Source organism: Paenibacillus polysaccharolyticus, assembly GCF_023714295.1.
In the GTDB taxonomy this organism is placed as follows: Bacteria; Bacillota; Bacilli; order Paenibacillales; family Paenibacillaceae; genus Paenibacillus; species Paenibacillus polysaccharolyticus_A.
The window spans coordinates 149689-164215 of the sequence record NZ_JAMAUN010000004.1; the positions used below are offsets into that span (position 1 = coordinate 149689).

10 protein-coding genes are annotated in these 14527 nt (G+C 49.5%); all 10 read right to left on the minus strand.

Annotated elements, in window-relative coordinates; genetic code table 11:
* The gene (locus M3629_RS13365) at nucleotides 1-2910 is read right to left on the minus strand and encodes an ABC transporter permease (protein WP_251507057.1); all 2910 of its coding nucleotides are present in this window, start codon (nucleotides 2908-2910) and stop codon (nucleotides 1-3) included.
* Nucleotides 2910-4025, minus strand: coding sequence for an efflux RND transporter periplasmic adaptor subunit (locus tag M3629_RS13370; protein WP_251507059.1), 1116 nt, complete (start codon nucleotides 4023-4025; stop codon nucleotides 2910-2912). The genes M3629_RS13365 and M3629_RS13370 overlap by 1 nt, the downstream gene beginning before the upstream one ends.
* The gene (locus M3629_RS13375) at nucleotides 3988-4935 is read right to left on the minus strand and encodes an ABC transporter ATP-binding protein (protein ID WP_251507061.1); all 948 of its coding nucleotides are present in this window, start codon (nucleotides 4933-4935) and stop codon (nucleotides 3988-3990) included. The genes M3629_RS13370 and M3629_RS13375 overlap by 38 nt, the downstream gene beginning before the upstream one ends.
* A 273-nt stretch (nucleotides 4936-5208) precedes the next feature.
* The gene (gene pyrE, locus M3629_RS13380) at nucleotides 5209-5850 is read right to left on the minus strand and encodes an orotate phosphoribosyltransferase (protein WP_251507063.1); all 642 of its coding nucleotides are present in this window, start codon (nucleotides 5848-5850) and stop codon (nucleotides 5209-5211) included.
* Nucleotides 5847-6587, minus strand: coding sequence for an orotidine-5'-phosphate decarboxylase (gene pyrF / locus M3629_RS13385; protein WP_285888701.1), 741 nt, complete (start codon nucleotides 6585-6587; stop codon nucleotides 5847-5849). The genes pyrE and pyrF overlap by 4 nt, the downstream gene beginning before the upstream one ends.
* Nucleotides 6588-6693: 106 nt before the next feature.
* Nucleotides 6694-9909, minus strand: coding sequence for a carbamoyl-phosphate synthase large subunit (gene carB / locus M3629_RS13390; protein ID WP_251507065.1), 3216 nt, complete (start codon nucleotides 9907-9909; stop codon nucleotides 6694-6696).
* Between the two features lies 1 nt (nucleotide 9910).
* Nucleotides 9911-11053 carry a glutamine-hydrolyzing carbamoyl-phosphate synthase small subunit gene (gene carA, locus M3629_RS13395; protein WP_251507067.1) on the minus strand — a complete coding sequence of 381 codons (1143 nt, stop codon included), beginning with the start codon at nucleotides 11051-11053 and terminating at the stop codon, nucleotides 9911-9913.
* 395 nt (nucleotides 11054-11448) lie between these two features.
* Nucleotides 11449-12753, minus strand: a complete 1305-nt coding sequence (locus M3629_RS13400) for a dihydroorotase (RefSeq protein ID WP_251507069.1) — start codon at nucleotides 12751-12753, stop codon at nucleotides 11449-11451.
* Between the two features lie 127 nt (nucleotides 12754-12880).
* Nucleotides 12881-13792 carry an aspartate carbamoyltransferase catalytic subunit gene (locus tag M3629_RS13405; RefSeq protein ID WP_435368226.1) on the minus strand — a complete coding sequence of 304 codons (912 nt, stop codon included), beginning with the start codon at nucleotides 13790-13792 and terminating at the stop codon, nucleotides 12881-12883.
* Nucleotides 13792-14355 carry a bifunctional pyr operon transcriptional regulator/uracil phosphoribosyltransferase PyrR gene (pyrR, locus tag M3629_RS13410; protein WP_251507073.1) on the minus strand — a complete coding sequence of 188 codons (564 nt, stop codon included), beginning with the start codon at nucleotides 14353-14355 and terminating at the stop codon, nucleotides 13792-13794. The genes M3629_RS13405 and pyrR overlap by 1 nt, the downstream gene beginning before the upstream one ends.
* Between the last annotated feature and the right edge of the window lie 172 nt (nucleotides 14356-14527).

The following is a 14527-nucleotide window of genomic DNA, read 5'->3' on the forward strand; positions in this document are numbered from 1 at the left end:
TTACCTCTCCTCTCCCATTTTGACCGCCTGATGAACTCTGAGCCTGCGAATCTGCCAGAGCAACATCGATGCTCCGATGATCAACATAACTACGGTTACGCCGTACAGTTGCAACATATCCTGCTGTTCAAAGACGATGCGGAATGGCGGAACTTGCGCAGACACGTTATCGGTCGTTTGCAAGAACGGCAGGAAGAGCCTGCTTGAAACCTGACCGATACTAATCCCCAGCAAGATCGAAAGCCCAGCGGTGAACACCTGCTCCAGCAATAACATACCGCTAAGTTGTGCTCTGGATAGACCCATAGCCCGCAGGACACCGAACTGTACCACGCGTCCCGAGAGGTTAAAGAACCAATACAGCACGTAACCGATTAACGAAATGATCACCGATACAAGGAATCCCAGACTCAGAATGCCGAATACTCCGCCTCTGGATGGATGTTTTCCCTGAGTAACCAGTTCAGTCCGCACATCACGGACAGAGGATAGCTCAATGCCTTCTGCCGCAAGCTTCTCCATTAATGGAGCCACCTTGGCATCCGGTTTCATTTTTAACCATACCTCGTAGGGCATTAGCGGAACCTGATCATAAATATAATCCAGATTAGCCACGAAGAATGGCATCTGATCCGGGTATTGTGAAGGCCAGTATGGAATAATGCCAAAAACAACAAATTCGATTGCTTGACCTTGTATCCCCATGGAGACCATGTCTCCCGTTTTGAGCTTGAACTTGTCAGCAAATTTCGAAGAGATCAGTACAGCCCCTTCATATTTACCAAGCAAATCAAGATATTTGTAAGGATGTGCAGGGAATAGATCGTTACGGAACCAAGCTACTTTGGCAAAGTCAACATTATCAATACCGACGAGCATCCCTTGTCCGCCAGATTTACCCGAGACAATAATGTTGCCCTTCGTCTGCAGTACCCGTGCAGCATGCTCCACACCGTTTAGTTGGCGGAACACTTCAAATGGTGGCTCGGAGTATATGATTTTGGTTGGCTGCGATGAACCGCCACCGCCACCTCCTCCACCAGGAGCTCCGCCACCACCATTTCCTCCACCGGCCCCTCCGTTGCCTCCACCTTGCTGCCCGCCGCCTGACCCGCCGCCCTGTCCAGAACCTCCTGGCTTCACCTCGGGGGTTCCTTCCCATACCGTTTGCATAATAACATCCGAGCCATAACGGTAAAGCGTGCGCTCCGTCGAATTCAAATCAATGGTTCGCGCTGCGGCCGAGTTATATACTCCAAGACCGAGCGTCAGCACTAATAGAATCATGAGCGGATAGTAGGATGAAGATGAACGGGATAACTGTGTCAACGTCAGATACATTGGAACTGGCAATAACTTGCGTCCGATCAACTGTATCAGTTTCAAAATCCATGGGAACAAACGCAGGAAAAACAGTCCAAGCGCAAAGATCGCTAGCGCAGGTACAAAGAACAGAAACGGCTGCACCTGTAACTGATCCGTCGTCATCCCCGTTTGGAACGTCAGCATCTGACGTTCATAAAACAGATAATACCCGTATCCCGCCAGACCGAGCAGTACCACATCAAGGAACCAGCGTTGCCAAAGCGGCGCACGATCGGTACGTGCCTGGCGTCTTTTGGCGGATACAATGGTTGCCCGTGCGTACGTAATCGCTGGAATCAGTGATGCAATAATGGCTACAAGTACCGCTACCATCCCAAGCAAAATCGCTTCTTTGGAGACCCCAATCGGAATAGATTTGCGATCCACAAAGGATAAGAATCCACTTGCCGAGCCGATACTCTTCGCCATGAACCATCCCAAAAACGGACCAACCACCAACGCAATCGCGCCCAAGAAAATACCTTCAAGCAGATAGAGCGAAAAGATTTGACGAGCCGAAGCTCCGCGGCTGCGAAGCACAGCAATGTCACTTTCCTGTTTTTGCAAGGATTGTCTGGCATTCATCGCGATAAAATAAAAGACCATTGCAATCATTGGCGCAGCGAGCGTAAACAACATCGTCTGCAGCTGCAGACTCTGGCTACGGAATTGTTTGAGCAGATCACCGAAGGTAATATCGACCTTGGTATCTTTCAGCCGCTGATAGAGATCAATATCCAGCCGTTCCAACACTGAGCTTAGGCCAGATAACTGACTGGTTTGAACATCTTTCAGATCAAATGCATAATACCAGCGTGAATTCTGCAGTGGAATACCCTTTTCTTTGAGTAATACGTCGTTAAAAACCGATTCATTCACATAAAGTCCATTCATCATACCGTCGAAGCCTTGAACCCAATAGGGACTATTCGGATTGTCGGCCTTGAAGGAACCCGTAATTTTCACACGCAACGTGATATTCAGACCACTGTATATCGGGTATTCCAAAATATCACCCACATGCAGATCATTCCGGTACATCCCTTCTTCCAGCATCACAGCTTCGATAATGTCGTCTTTAACCTGATTCCCTGGTTTGACACCAGCCGAGTAATTCACCTGATCATCCAGCCCACTCATCGTACCCAGAGTCATACTCCGCACGCGGCTTGCATCCACTTTGGTCGGATCTTCAGGATTGACTTCTGTACTGCGAATGGATCTCGAATTCACATACGTATGAAATGGAAATCCAATATCGCGAGGAACATCCTCACGAATGTAGCGATCCACCTCATCCAGTCCTCTGGTATCGGTTTTTGCACCCCCAGGTGCCTGATAACTCATCAACAGCGATCCTGCTGGCAAACCTTCACTGTTATCCTGCAGCGTCTGTGCGACAACCCGTTTCAACGCACCATCGGCATACATTGGAATACTGACGGTGAACGCTACCGCCACAATCAAACCGATTAATGTGCTGAAGGTCATCCAGCGTGTGTTCCACATTTTGCGGAACAGCAGCCGAAGCAATGGCAGCCCCATTAGCGTCCCACAACTTTCTGACCAACCGTCAGACCCTTCAGAATCTCGACATCAGTTGATGTCTGCTGTCCAACCTCAACATCCACTTCACGCTTGCTTCCATCATTCTCGATCACCTGTACATAGGTTCTGGAACCGATGGAGCGCAGAGCAGATACAGGAATGACAATTGCGTTCTCGGTGCGCTGAGTTACGATCGAAACCGTTAAAGGCGTACCGCGTTCTACATTTTTAGGCATCTTCGCCAAGGTAACAAGGACATATTGATCCAGCGTTTCCTTCGCCGGAGGTGAGCCTCCTTCGCCCTGACCTGATCCATTGCCATTATTGTTACTTGAAGCATCCGCCGTAGGCATTGCTTTGATTTTGCCAGCCACTTTGCCAGCACCGTTGATGTCAACTTCAGCCTTCATGCCAGACGTAAATTTCTCTAGATCCTCCTTGGCAAATGTAGCTGCCACAACCAGGTTGGACGTATCCGCAATGGTCGCAATAGGATCATACGCTTTGACCGATGCGCCCTTCTCCACTTGAACCGCAATCACGGTACCTCCAAAGGGAGCCGTCAACGTGGATTGTCCCAGCTTTTCTTCCAGATCGGCAAGCTCCTGACGAAGTTCTTCAAAAGCAATAGTCGCTTCTTCAAACTCCACCGGGTCCATCTCGTCCTTCTTGCGCAGCGTTTCCTTCATCTGTACTTCCGATTTGCGAATCTGAAGCCGCTTGCCGCGAATCTCCTTCTCCACACTTGTTACGTCTAGGACAGCGAGAACCTGTCCTTTCTTCACTTTATCTCCTGTTTTTACATTCAATTCCTTAATGTGCATACCATCCAGCGTAAAATATACTTTTTCTTCACGCTGACTCATCATCTTTCCACTACCGCTCACCTTTTTCTCCAGCGTCTCCGTACGGACTTCATATTCCGGCTTTTTGGAGATCGTTGGCGGTGTTATTGGTGGAAGCACCTCTTCCTCCGATTCAGATGGCAGCAATGAACAGCCTGACATCGTTGCAGCGAGTATTGCACCAAGTACAATAAGCGCTGTGCGTTTCCCCCTCTTCGGAACGGCACCTTTACGTGAGAAATCTGCCGTCCGCCATTTCATAAACATGGTCCGCAACCTCCAAAATTGTAGGATCGTGTGTAGTCATACATATCGTTACTTGCTCTACTTCAATGATATTGCGGAACACAGCCATAACCTGTGCACCCATTTTGGAATCCAGCTCCGCCGTTGGTTCATCCGCAAGCAACAACCGAGGCCTGTGTGCAATCGCTTTAGCGATGGCCACCCGTTGCTGCTCCCCCCCGGACATTTCAAAAGGTCGGTGCTTCACCCGTTTGCTCAGTCCAACCAAGTCCAGACAGTGACCTACTCTGTCCTTCCATTCCGATCGCGGTACATCCGCCATACGGAGCGAAAGCTCTACATTTTCCCAAGCAGATAATAAAGGCATAAGTGCATACGCTTGAAAAATAAATCCGATCTCTCTGCGCCGCAAAGCTGTTCGCCGTTGATCTCCCCAATCCTGAAGAGGCTGTCCGGAGAATAAAATCTCTCCGCTCGAAGGCTGGTCAAGTCCGCCAAGCATATTCAGCAATGTTGTTTTACCTGAGCCAGACCGTCCTTTCAGCATAACAAGCTGTTGCGGCTTTACTTCCATATCAATGCCTTTGAGCACATGAATGATACGACTGCCTGTCTGAAAGCTACGATGAACATTGCGTACCTCCAACACGGGTCCATCATACGGAGGCAACAGTTCCTTTCTCGGCTTCGCTTTGGTCTTCTGCGGTGTTTCCTCTATGGCTATAGCCGTTGCAGACTCTTCCATAGCAGACACCTCATCTGACGTGAGCGCTTCCTTGCTTAGAGGCTCGGGCTCCGTTATGTACGAAGATTCTTCCGATGTAGCCCTTTGCTCCAGCATAGATTGTGCCTGTTCGCGTTCTTCACTCGATTGGCTCTTGGCAGTTCTTTTCCTTGAAAATAACTTTTTCATGCCAGCAATCACGCTCATCCTCTCTTGTTATACCGCGCATTTCCTTCATGCGCCCTAAATCTAGAAATCTGTTCCATGCTACACTGAATTATAAACGACTGCTCTCCACTAAAAGTTACAAGCTTTTTACAACGTCAGTGTGAAAAAGTTAATATTTTGATGAACATAACAAAAAAGCACCCCAAGTTACGGGATGCCTCTTGATTATTCGATTGTTTTCCCGTCATTACGGGAATCATTACAATTTTGATACCGTTTGCTCAGTAGCAGTCTATTGTTGATGCGATGATATTATTTTCCAAATGAAGAAGGATCTTCGCGCCACGATTGAAGCAGTGCAAAATCACTCTCTTGAATGGTTCCTTGAGCCAACGCAACATCCATCAGCGCTGTATAATTGGACAGCGTTTGTAGCGGTATACCGGCTTCCTCGAATGCTTTCACACCTTTGTCCAGCTGGTAGCTGAAAATGGCAAGAACCACGAGTGGTGTCGCCCCTGCAAGCCGTACAGCTTCTGCCGCTTTAATCGAACTACCTCCGGTTGAAATTAAATCCTCGATCACAACTACTTTCTGCCCTTCGCTGATGAGACCTTCAATCAGGTTTTCCTTACCGTGGCCTTTCGCCTTATCTCGAATATAAGCCATCGGCAGATTAAGCTTCTGAGCTACCCATGCAGCGTGCGGAATGCCTGCCGTTGCTGTACCTGCGATTACTTCTGCATCTGGATACTGGTCACGAATGATCGCGGCAAATGCCTCGGCAATATCGTTACGGATCTCAGGATAAGACATCGTCAGCCGATTATCACAATAAATTGGTGATTTGATGCCGGATGTCCATGTGAATGGCTGCTGTGGACGCAGTGCCACCGCTTTAATTTTTAGCAACTGGGAAGCAATATGGTTTGGAATTTGGCTAAGTTCGATCATACGTTCAACATCTCCTTCAAAATGGTCTCTGCCGCTTCACGCGGGTTTCGTGCACCAGTAATGGGTCTGCCCACAACGATGTAATGACTGCCTCTGCTAATGGCCTCACCTGGTGTCAGGACACGTGTCTGGTCGCCTAGGCCGCTGCCTGCTGGGCGAATGCCGGGGGTCACTGTGCGAAAATCACCGCCACATGCTGCCCGAATCGCTGGCACTTCGAGCGGAGAAGCCACCACACCATCGAGCCCGGCTTCCTGCGCCAGTCCGGCATAACGAACGACCGCTTGCTCCACACTCCCAAGGATACCGATCTCGTTATTCATCGTCTCTAGGCTCGTGCTGGTCAATTGCGTCACAGCGATAATCTCAGGTCTTGTTAGCGAAGGATTAGCAGCGAGTGCCGATTCCGCGCCTTCACGTGCTGCACGCATCATGCTGGTCCCGCCCGCCGCATGTACATTAAACATATCCACTCCAAGACGTGTGATGCTTTCGGCTCCCCCACGCACGGTGTTCGGAATATCATGCATTTTCACGTCAAGAAACACGGAGTAGCCTCTCGCTTTCAACTCCCGGATGAAGTCCGGACCCGCTGCATAGAAAAGCTGCATACCGACCTTGAGATAACAGGGAATTCCCTCAAGAGCTTGTACCAGTTTCTGTGCCTCATCTGCCCCCGGATAATCGAGTGCAACCATCAGACGTCCAGCCATTTCATTGAAATTCGGGTGATTCATATCCCAGCGCCCCTTCCGCGTGCTCATTTTTTCCGTTTTTGCCCGATATAAAGGACATCCCGCCAGCCCGCGGGCTGACTGATGTCCTTCATCAAGTGACTATTCATTATACAAAGGCCGGCATAGCCTCCGAGGAGAAGTTGATCGTTTGCAGCATGATCAGCAGCGCACGAATGGTATCCAGGGAAGTCATACATACCACACCATTCTCCACCGCTTCACGGCGGATACGGAATCCATCACGCTGTGGTGTTTTACCTTTAGTCAAGGTATTGAACACAAAGTTCGCTTCACCACTGCGGATCATATCGAGAATGTTAGGTGAGCCTTCGCTCAATTTGTTCACAACGGTTACCGGAATGTTAGCCGCTTGAAGCGAAGCTGCCGTTCCGCCAGTTGCCATGATTTTGTAACCCAGTCTGTAGAAACCTTCAAGCAATGGTACTGCTTCGTCCTTGTCTTTGTCAGCGACAGTAACCACAATGGCTCCAGTAGCTGGGATTTTCATTCCCGCACCGATAAGACCTTTGAACAGGGCTTTCGCATAGTTCGGGTCACGTCCCATAACCTCGCCTGTTGATTTCATCTCAGGTCCGAGCGTTGGTTCAACACGGCGCAGCTTCGCGAAGGAGAACACAGGTACTTTGACCGATACGTGATCCGTTTCTGGCCACAGACCATCCACATAACCGAGGTCTTTCAGTTTTACGCCCAAGATCGCTTGTGTTGCCAGGTTCGCCATTGGAATGTTGGTTACCTTACTCAGGAAAGGAACCGTCCGGGAAGAACGCGGGTTAACCTCGATAACATAAACCTGACCCTCGTGGATAACAAACTGGATGTTTACCAAACCGACTGTTTTCAGTTCTTTTGCTATTTTAATCGTAATCTCTACAATTTTTTCTTTTAGGTCTGCAGACAGATGCTGTGGCGGATATACCGCGATGGAGTCACCGGAGTGTACCCCTGCGCGTTCGATATGCTCCATGATACCTGGAACCAAGACCGTCTCACCGTCACAGATGGCGTCTACTTCTACTTCTTTACCTAACATGTAACGGTCGATCAGAACCGGATGCTCCGGATTGATTTTTACCGCTTGCTCCATGTAAGTCAAGAGCTCCGCATCGGAGTATACAATCTCCATCGCACGACCGCCCAAAACATACGAAGGACGAACGAGTACAGGGTATCCAAGGGATTGAGCTGTTTCCACAGCATCGTCAACGGAAGTGACCGTTTTACCTTTCGGTTGTGCAATCTCCAGACGGGAGAGCAGACGCTCGAACTTCTTGCGATCCTCTGCTTCATCAATGCTTTCCAGATCCGTTCCGAGGATCGTTACTCCTGCATTGCGCAGCGGTGCTGCCAGGTTGATCGCTGTTTGCCCGCCGAACTGCACGATAACGCCTACCGGTTGCTCTTGTTCAATGACGTTCATCACATCCTCGAAGAACAACGGTTCGAAGTACAAGCGGTCAGAGGTGTTAAAGTCTGTGGATACAGTCTCCGGGTTATTATTGATAATAACCGCCTCGTATCCTGCTTTCTGCAATGCCCATACCGCATGTACTGTGGAGTAGTCGAACTCAATACCTTGACCGATCCGGATCGGACCCGACCCAAGTACAACCACTTTTTTCTTGTCCGAGGGCAATACTTCATTTTCTGTCTCATACGTCGAGTAGTAGTAAGGTGTTGTCGCTTCGAACTCGGCCGCACAGGTATCTACCATTTTGTAAACTGGACGAAGGTTCTCCTCTTCACGGCGTGCTCTGACTTCTGCTTCCGTCGTCAATGTACCTCCAGGTTGACCTTCGGCACGTAATTCAGCGATAGCACGGTCCGTAAAACCAAGTCGTTTCGCTTGGTACAGCGTTTCGGAAGTCAATTCCGATTCTGCGCGAACGCGGTCTTCGAACTTAATGAGCCCTTCAATTTTATCCAGGAACCACCAATCGATCTTGGTCAGATCCTGCAGTTGTTGCAACGTATACCCTCTGCGGAAAGCTTCCGCGATCAGGAACATACGCTCATCGTCTGCTTTCATCAGACGTTCGTTCAGCGTAGTTTCATCCAGTGTCTCTGCACCTTTCAGGTACAGACGGTGTACACCAATCTCCAGGGAACGAACCGCTTTGTGAATGGACTCTTCGAACGTACGTCCAATCGCCATTACTTCGCCTGTTGCTTTCATCTGTGTACCCAGTTTGCGGTTCGCGGATGTAAACTTGTCGAACGGCCAGCGTGGAATTTTGCTTACGATATAGTCAAGTGTCGGCTCAAAACAAGCGTAGGTTTGGCCTGTAACCGGGTTAACAATCTCATCCAGCGTGTAACCCATCGCGATTTTGGCAGCCATTTTCGCAATCGGGTACCCTGTAGCTTTGGAAGCTAGTGCGGATGAACGGCTTACACGCGGGTTAACCTCGATAACATAATATTGGAAGCTATGTGGATCAAGTGCGAACTGTACGTTACATCCTCCCTCGATGTTCAGGGCACGAATGATTTTCAGGGAAGCGGAACGAAGCATTTGGTACTCACGGTCAGAGAGCGTTTGGCTCGGCGCCACAACGATACTGTCCCCTGTATGAACACCTACCGGGTCAAAGTTTTCCATGTTGCAGACTACGATGCAGTTATCGTTTTTGTCACGCATAACCTCGTACTCGACTTCTTTCATGCCAGCGATGCTTTTCTCTACCAGACATTGACCAATCGGGCTGTAACGAAGTCCTGCTGCTACGGTTTCGCGCAACTCTTCTTCGTTTGCACAGATTCCGCCGCCTGTTCCGCCAAGCGTGTAGGCCGGACGCACGATGATTGGATAACCGATCTCACCCGCGAATTGCAGGGATTCTTCCAGCGTTGTAACGATAACACTCTCAGGTACGGGCTGTTCCAACTCACGCATCAAATCACGGAACAGATCACGGTCTTCCGCTTTTTCGATGGAAGTCAGTTGTGTTCCGAGCAATTTTACGTTTTCGCGTTCAAGTACTCCCGCACGTGCGAGTTCTACGGCCATGTTCAGACCTGTTTGGCCGCCCAGTGTTGGCAACAAACCGTCCGGACGTTCCTGACGAATGATTTGGGTTACAAAATCCAGCGTAATTGGCTCAATGTACACTTTGTCAGCCATATTGGTGTCCGTCATGATTGTTGCAGGGTTACTGTTAATGAGTACAACTTCCACGCCTTCTTCTTTCAGAGCCTGGCAAGCTTGCGTACCGGCATAGTCGAACTCGGCTGCTTGACCGATGACGATTGGACCGGAACCAATCACCAGGATTTTTTTGAGATCTTTGTTAATCGGCATGTTATTGCGCTCCTTTCACTGCGGCTGCCAATACGGCTTGACGCGGCTTTTGCGGGTTAGTGATCTTGTGCTCACGAATCATCTCGATGAAACGATCAAACAGGTAGCTGTTATCATAAGGTCCTGGCGCTGCCTCCGGGTGATATTGTACGGAGAAGGCAGGATATGTTTTATGTTTCAGACCTTCGATGGTCTTGTCATTATTGTTGATATGTGTAACTTCAAGATCTGTGCTTTTCACAGATTCTTCGTTTACCGTGTAACCGTGGTTTTGGGATGTGATGAAGCAACGGCCACTCTCCAGTTCTTTAACCGGGTGATTGCCTCCGCGGTGTCCAAACTTGAGTTTTTCCGTGTCTGCGCCTGCTGCCAGGGCGAACAACTGGTGACCCAGGCAGATACCGAAGATCGGATATTCACCAAGCAACTCGCTGATCATGTTCACGGCATGAGGTACGTCTTTCGGGTCCCCAGGGCCGTTGGACAATTGAATGCCATCCGGGTTCAGGCGACGAATCTCGTCAGTAGTTACGTCATGAGGCACGACGACAACGTCACAGTTACGTTTGCTGAGTTCACGCAAAATCCCTGTTTTTGCGCCGTAGTCGACCAGTACGATACGTTCTGCTGTTCCCGGGCTATTGTACACATGCTCTGTTGATGTCATAGGCACCTGGTTACGCAATTGCTCAATCGTAGTGTCCCCCATCATCTCCAACAGTTCTTCGACAGGTTTCGATCCTGTTGTGAGAATTCCCTTCATTGTACCGTGGTGACGAATCCGGCGAGTCAACATCCGTGTATCAATCTCGCTGATCCCTACGATGCCGTATTCTTTCAGCAGATTATCCACGCTGTACTCTGCACGCCAGTTGCTCGGCGTTGGCTCATGGCGTCGTACCACGAAACCGTGCACGTATGGACGAATCGACTCAAAGTCATCCCGGGTAATTCCGTAGTTACCGATCAATGGATACGTCATCGTTACGATCTGGCCACAGTATGAAGGATCTGAAAGTACCTCTTGATAGCCTGTAATTCCCGTATTAAAAACGACCTCTCCTGTCGTTTCACCTTCCGCACCAAATGCTTTTCCGGTGAACAGCGTGCCGTCTTCCAACAATAATCTTGCCTGTCCCTGCATCCCATTTCACTCCCTCTGTGTTTATCCAAGTTGAATTCTTGGAGTTGAACATAAGTGATGTACGTTAGCTGTAGCTTCATGGTCAGAAAACCTTGCGATCGCTGTTATCCCCGAATTACTTTAATTCCATTTTTCAAATGGAGTAATTCGTTGATAAAGGCGAGCGCTTCGCTTCTTCGGGTTCTTTCTGCCCACTCCGCAGTTACGTCCCGCGTCTATGTTCAAAAGCAGGATTCAACTTTTCTTTGTTGCGTCTATTTTGACTCAAGGCTTGACTTGCCTTGAGTTTGTTCATAAAAAGTGTTTACTGATCAAGCTTTTAGTTCGTTAAAAAATAGTTGTTATGAGTGCCATTGTATCTTTTTAACAATGTATTACGTCAGCATAGTGCTGTTTTATTGCTCTAACGTGTTATTCCACACACTTTTGCCATCCACCCATGTGTGTACCGGCCAGCCTTTCAGCTTCCAGCCTGTGAACGGTGTGTTTCTGCCTTTTGTTGCGAACGTTGCCGGGTCAACCGCCTTCTCCTGATTCAGATCAATCATCGTCAGGTCGGCAGGTGCTCCCACTTCCAGCTTGCCCGTATCGAGTCTGAATACACGAGCCGGATCAGCCGTCATACGTTTGACCAGGAAGTCCAACGTCCACAAGCCCGTTTCAACAAACTTGGTGTATAGCAGCGGGAAGGCCGTTTCGAATCCAACAATTCCGAACGGCGCGAGCTCCATGCCTTTGGCCTTCTCTTCTTCGCTATGCGGTGCATGGTCAGTCACGATCATGTCGAGCGTTCCATCCACCAAACCTTCGATACAAGCCTGCACATCACGTGGTGAGCGCAGCGGCGGGTTCATTTTCCAATTGGCATCCATGCCCGGGATATCTTCATCGGATAGAACGAGGTGGTGCGGACATACCTCGGCGGTCACCTTGATGCCGATCGATTTCGCCAGACGAATCAGACGAACCGATTGTTCTGTACTGACATGGCACACATGATAGTGTACCCCTGTTGCTTCTGCTAGCAGGATGTCGCGGCCTACGTGAATGGCTTCGGACTCGTTCGGGATGCCTTTGATGCCATGGCGCTTGGAGAATTCACCTTCAGTAACGTATCCGCCAACCACTAGCGAATCATCCTCACAGTGTGCAATCACTGGCATATCCATGCTTGCTGCGAGGCTCATCGCATCCTTCATCATCTGCGCGTTCTGCACACCTACACCGTCGTCCGTGAAGCCGATCGCACCCGCTGCTTTTAATGCGGCAAAGTCGGTCAGTTCGCGGCCCAATTCGTTTTTGGTGATCGCTGCATAGGGTAGCACCTTAACCAGCTCTGCTTCCTTCGCTTTATTCAACACCAGTTCCACAACCTCGGGCGTATCCGTCACCGGTCTTGTATTTGGCATGCAGGCAATGGTTGTAAACCCGCCTTGCGCAGCGGAGCGAGCTCCTGTTTCGATTGTCTCTTTATGTTCGAATCCAGGCTCGCGTAGATGCACATGCATATCGATTAATCCAGGGATCACCAGCTTGCCTGATGCATCGGTTACCTGCTCTGCTGACTTCTCGGCGTTCCGTACGATTTCATCTTCCGGGCCAGCGATCGTTTTAATTTTACCTTCTTCTATAAGAATGGTTTTCCGTTCAAGTTCCCCTTGTTGATTCAAGACGTTTGCGTTTTTTATCACCTGTACCATAATTGCCCTCCGCTTCGGTTCTGTCCAGCAGGTTAGATCCGCTAGATGAATGTTTTATCGTCTACTCTCTCTTCATTGGTGTGCAAGAACATCGTCTCGCCAGCCTATGACTCTATGCTAGGCCCTGTTACAGCTTCATCGCACGTTCCATAACCGCCATGCGGATCGGAACTCCGTTTGCCATCTGTGGGAAAATTCGTGAAGCTTCACTCTCTACTACCGCATCATCGACTTCAACGTTACGGTTCACAGGAGCAGGGTGCATAATAATCGTACTTGGCTTCAGGCGTGACGCCCGTTCTTCCGTCAATCCGTAGTGTTCGCGATAATCCTCAGCTGAAGTGATCAGGCCATGTTGATGACGTTCCAGTTGAACCCTGAGCATCATGACTACATCAGCATCCAGCGCTTCTTCAAGACCTACATAAGGTGCGTGCTCTGCAAGCTCCGGCGCTTGCATCGTTTGCGGTGCGCAGAAACGTACATCTGCACCAAACTTCTGCAGTGCCCACAAGTTAGAGCGTGCTACCCGGCTATGCATGATATCTCCGATGATTGAGACACGTAAACCTTTCAGTTCACCAAATGCCTTCCGCATCGTGTAGAGATCAAGGAGCGCCTGCGTCGGATGCTCATTATTGCCATCTCCCGCATTCACTAGCGGCACACTGACCTTCTGAGCCAGTTGTTGCAAGACACCAGCCGGTTTCAAGCGAATCACCCCTGCATCAATCCCCATGGATTCGAGTGTTCGAACCGTGTCATAGATCGACTCTCCCTTTTCTACACTTGATGCAGCTGCTGTGAAATTCAATACCTGAGCTCCCAGTCGCTTCTCTGCCATTTCAAATGAAAATCGGGTGCGGGTACTGTTCTCAAAGAACATGTTCGCTACAAAGCGGGACTCCAGGATCGGCACGAGTTTTTCCTTCTGTGCTTCCCAGTAGGCTGCACGGTTCAGAATGGACTCGATCTCGTCACGGCTAATGTCTTTTAATCCAAGCAAGCTCCGGTCTTTCAATGCTGTCTGTGTAATCATCATGCCTGCTCCCCTCGGTTCTGTATGATTTTGACCTCATCCTGTCCGTCTGTCTCCATGAGTGCAACCTCGATCTCTTCTGATTTGGATGTCGGCACGTTTTTGCCAATAAAATCAGGTCTGATCGGTAGTTCCCGGTGCCCACGGTCTGCAAGTACTGCCAGCTGTATGTTCTGTGGCCTTCCACAGTCCATGAGCGCATCCATCGCAGCTCGTATTGTGCGTCCGGTGTACAGCACATCATCGAACAAAATCACTTTTTTGTTATGAATGGAAAGTGATTCAGGTGTCATAATCAACAGTTCCTTGCGATTCGTCTGGTTATCATCCAGTCGGTCATCACGATAGAGGGTTACATCAAGTTCTCCCCAGGGAACTTTGGCGCCTTCAATCTCTTCGATCTTGGCGGCGATTCGTTCGGCCAGATACACTCCGCGGGTGCGGATTCCAACCAGCACGCAATTATCGATGCCTTTGTTCTTCTCCAATATTTCATGGGCAATCCTTGTCAATGCGCGGCGGATCGCCGTTTCATCCATAATGACATGTGTCTCTGTGCTCATGCGTTCAGCCTCCTCAGGATTTTCCTTCGAAACCATGGCCCCGTGACGAGGAGAACAAAAAAGACTCCTTGCCGTGTTTATTGGCAAGGAGTCTCCGAACTTCAGACGTCGCTGAAGAAAGTTTACTCTCGGGATGCATCATTATATCTGCCGCAGCAAATAAACGATGAAT

Coding starts and splice junctions, on each gene's coding strand:
- pyrR (WP_251507073.1), bottom strand. CDS start 14,355: ATGAGCACAGAGACACATGTCATTATGGATGAAACGGCGATCCGCCGC.
- pyrF (WP_285888701.1), bottom strand. CDS start 6,587: ATGAATCACCCGAATTTCAATGAAATGGCTGGACGTCTGATGGTTGCA.
- M3629_RS13375 (WP_251507061.1), bottom strand. CDS start 4,935: ATGAGCGTGATTGCTGGCATGAAAAAGTTATTTTCAAGGAAAAGAACT.
- M3629_RS13400 (WP_251507069.1), bottom strand. CDS start 12,753: ATGGTACAGGTGATAAAAAACGCAAACGTCTTGAATCAACAAGGGGAA.
- M3629_RS13405 (WP_435368226.1), bottom strand. CDS start 13,792: ATGATTACACAGACAGCATTGAAAGACCGGAGCTTGCTTGGATTAAAA.
- carB (WP_251507065.1), bottom strand. CDS start 9,909: ATGCCGATTAACAAAGATCTCAAAAAAATCCTGGTGATTGGTTCCGGT.
- carA (WP_251507067.1), bottom strand. CDS start 11,053: ATGCAGGGACAGGCAAGATTATTGTTGGAAGACGGCACGCTGTTCACC.
- pyrE (WP_251507063.1), bottom strand. CDS start 5,850: ATGATCGAACTTAGCCAAATTCCAAACCATATTGCTTCCCAGTTGCTA.
- M3629_RS13370 (WP_251507059.1), bottom strand. CDS start 4,025: ATGTTTATGAAATGGCGGACGGCAGATTTCTCACGTAAAGGTGCCGTT.
- M3629_RS13365 (WP_251507057.1), bottom strand. CDS start 2,910: ATGGGGCTGCCATTGCTTCGGCTGCTGTTCCGCAAAATGTGGAACACA.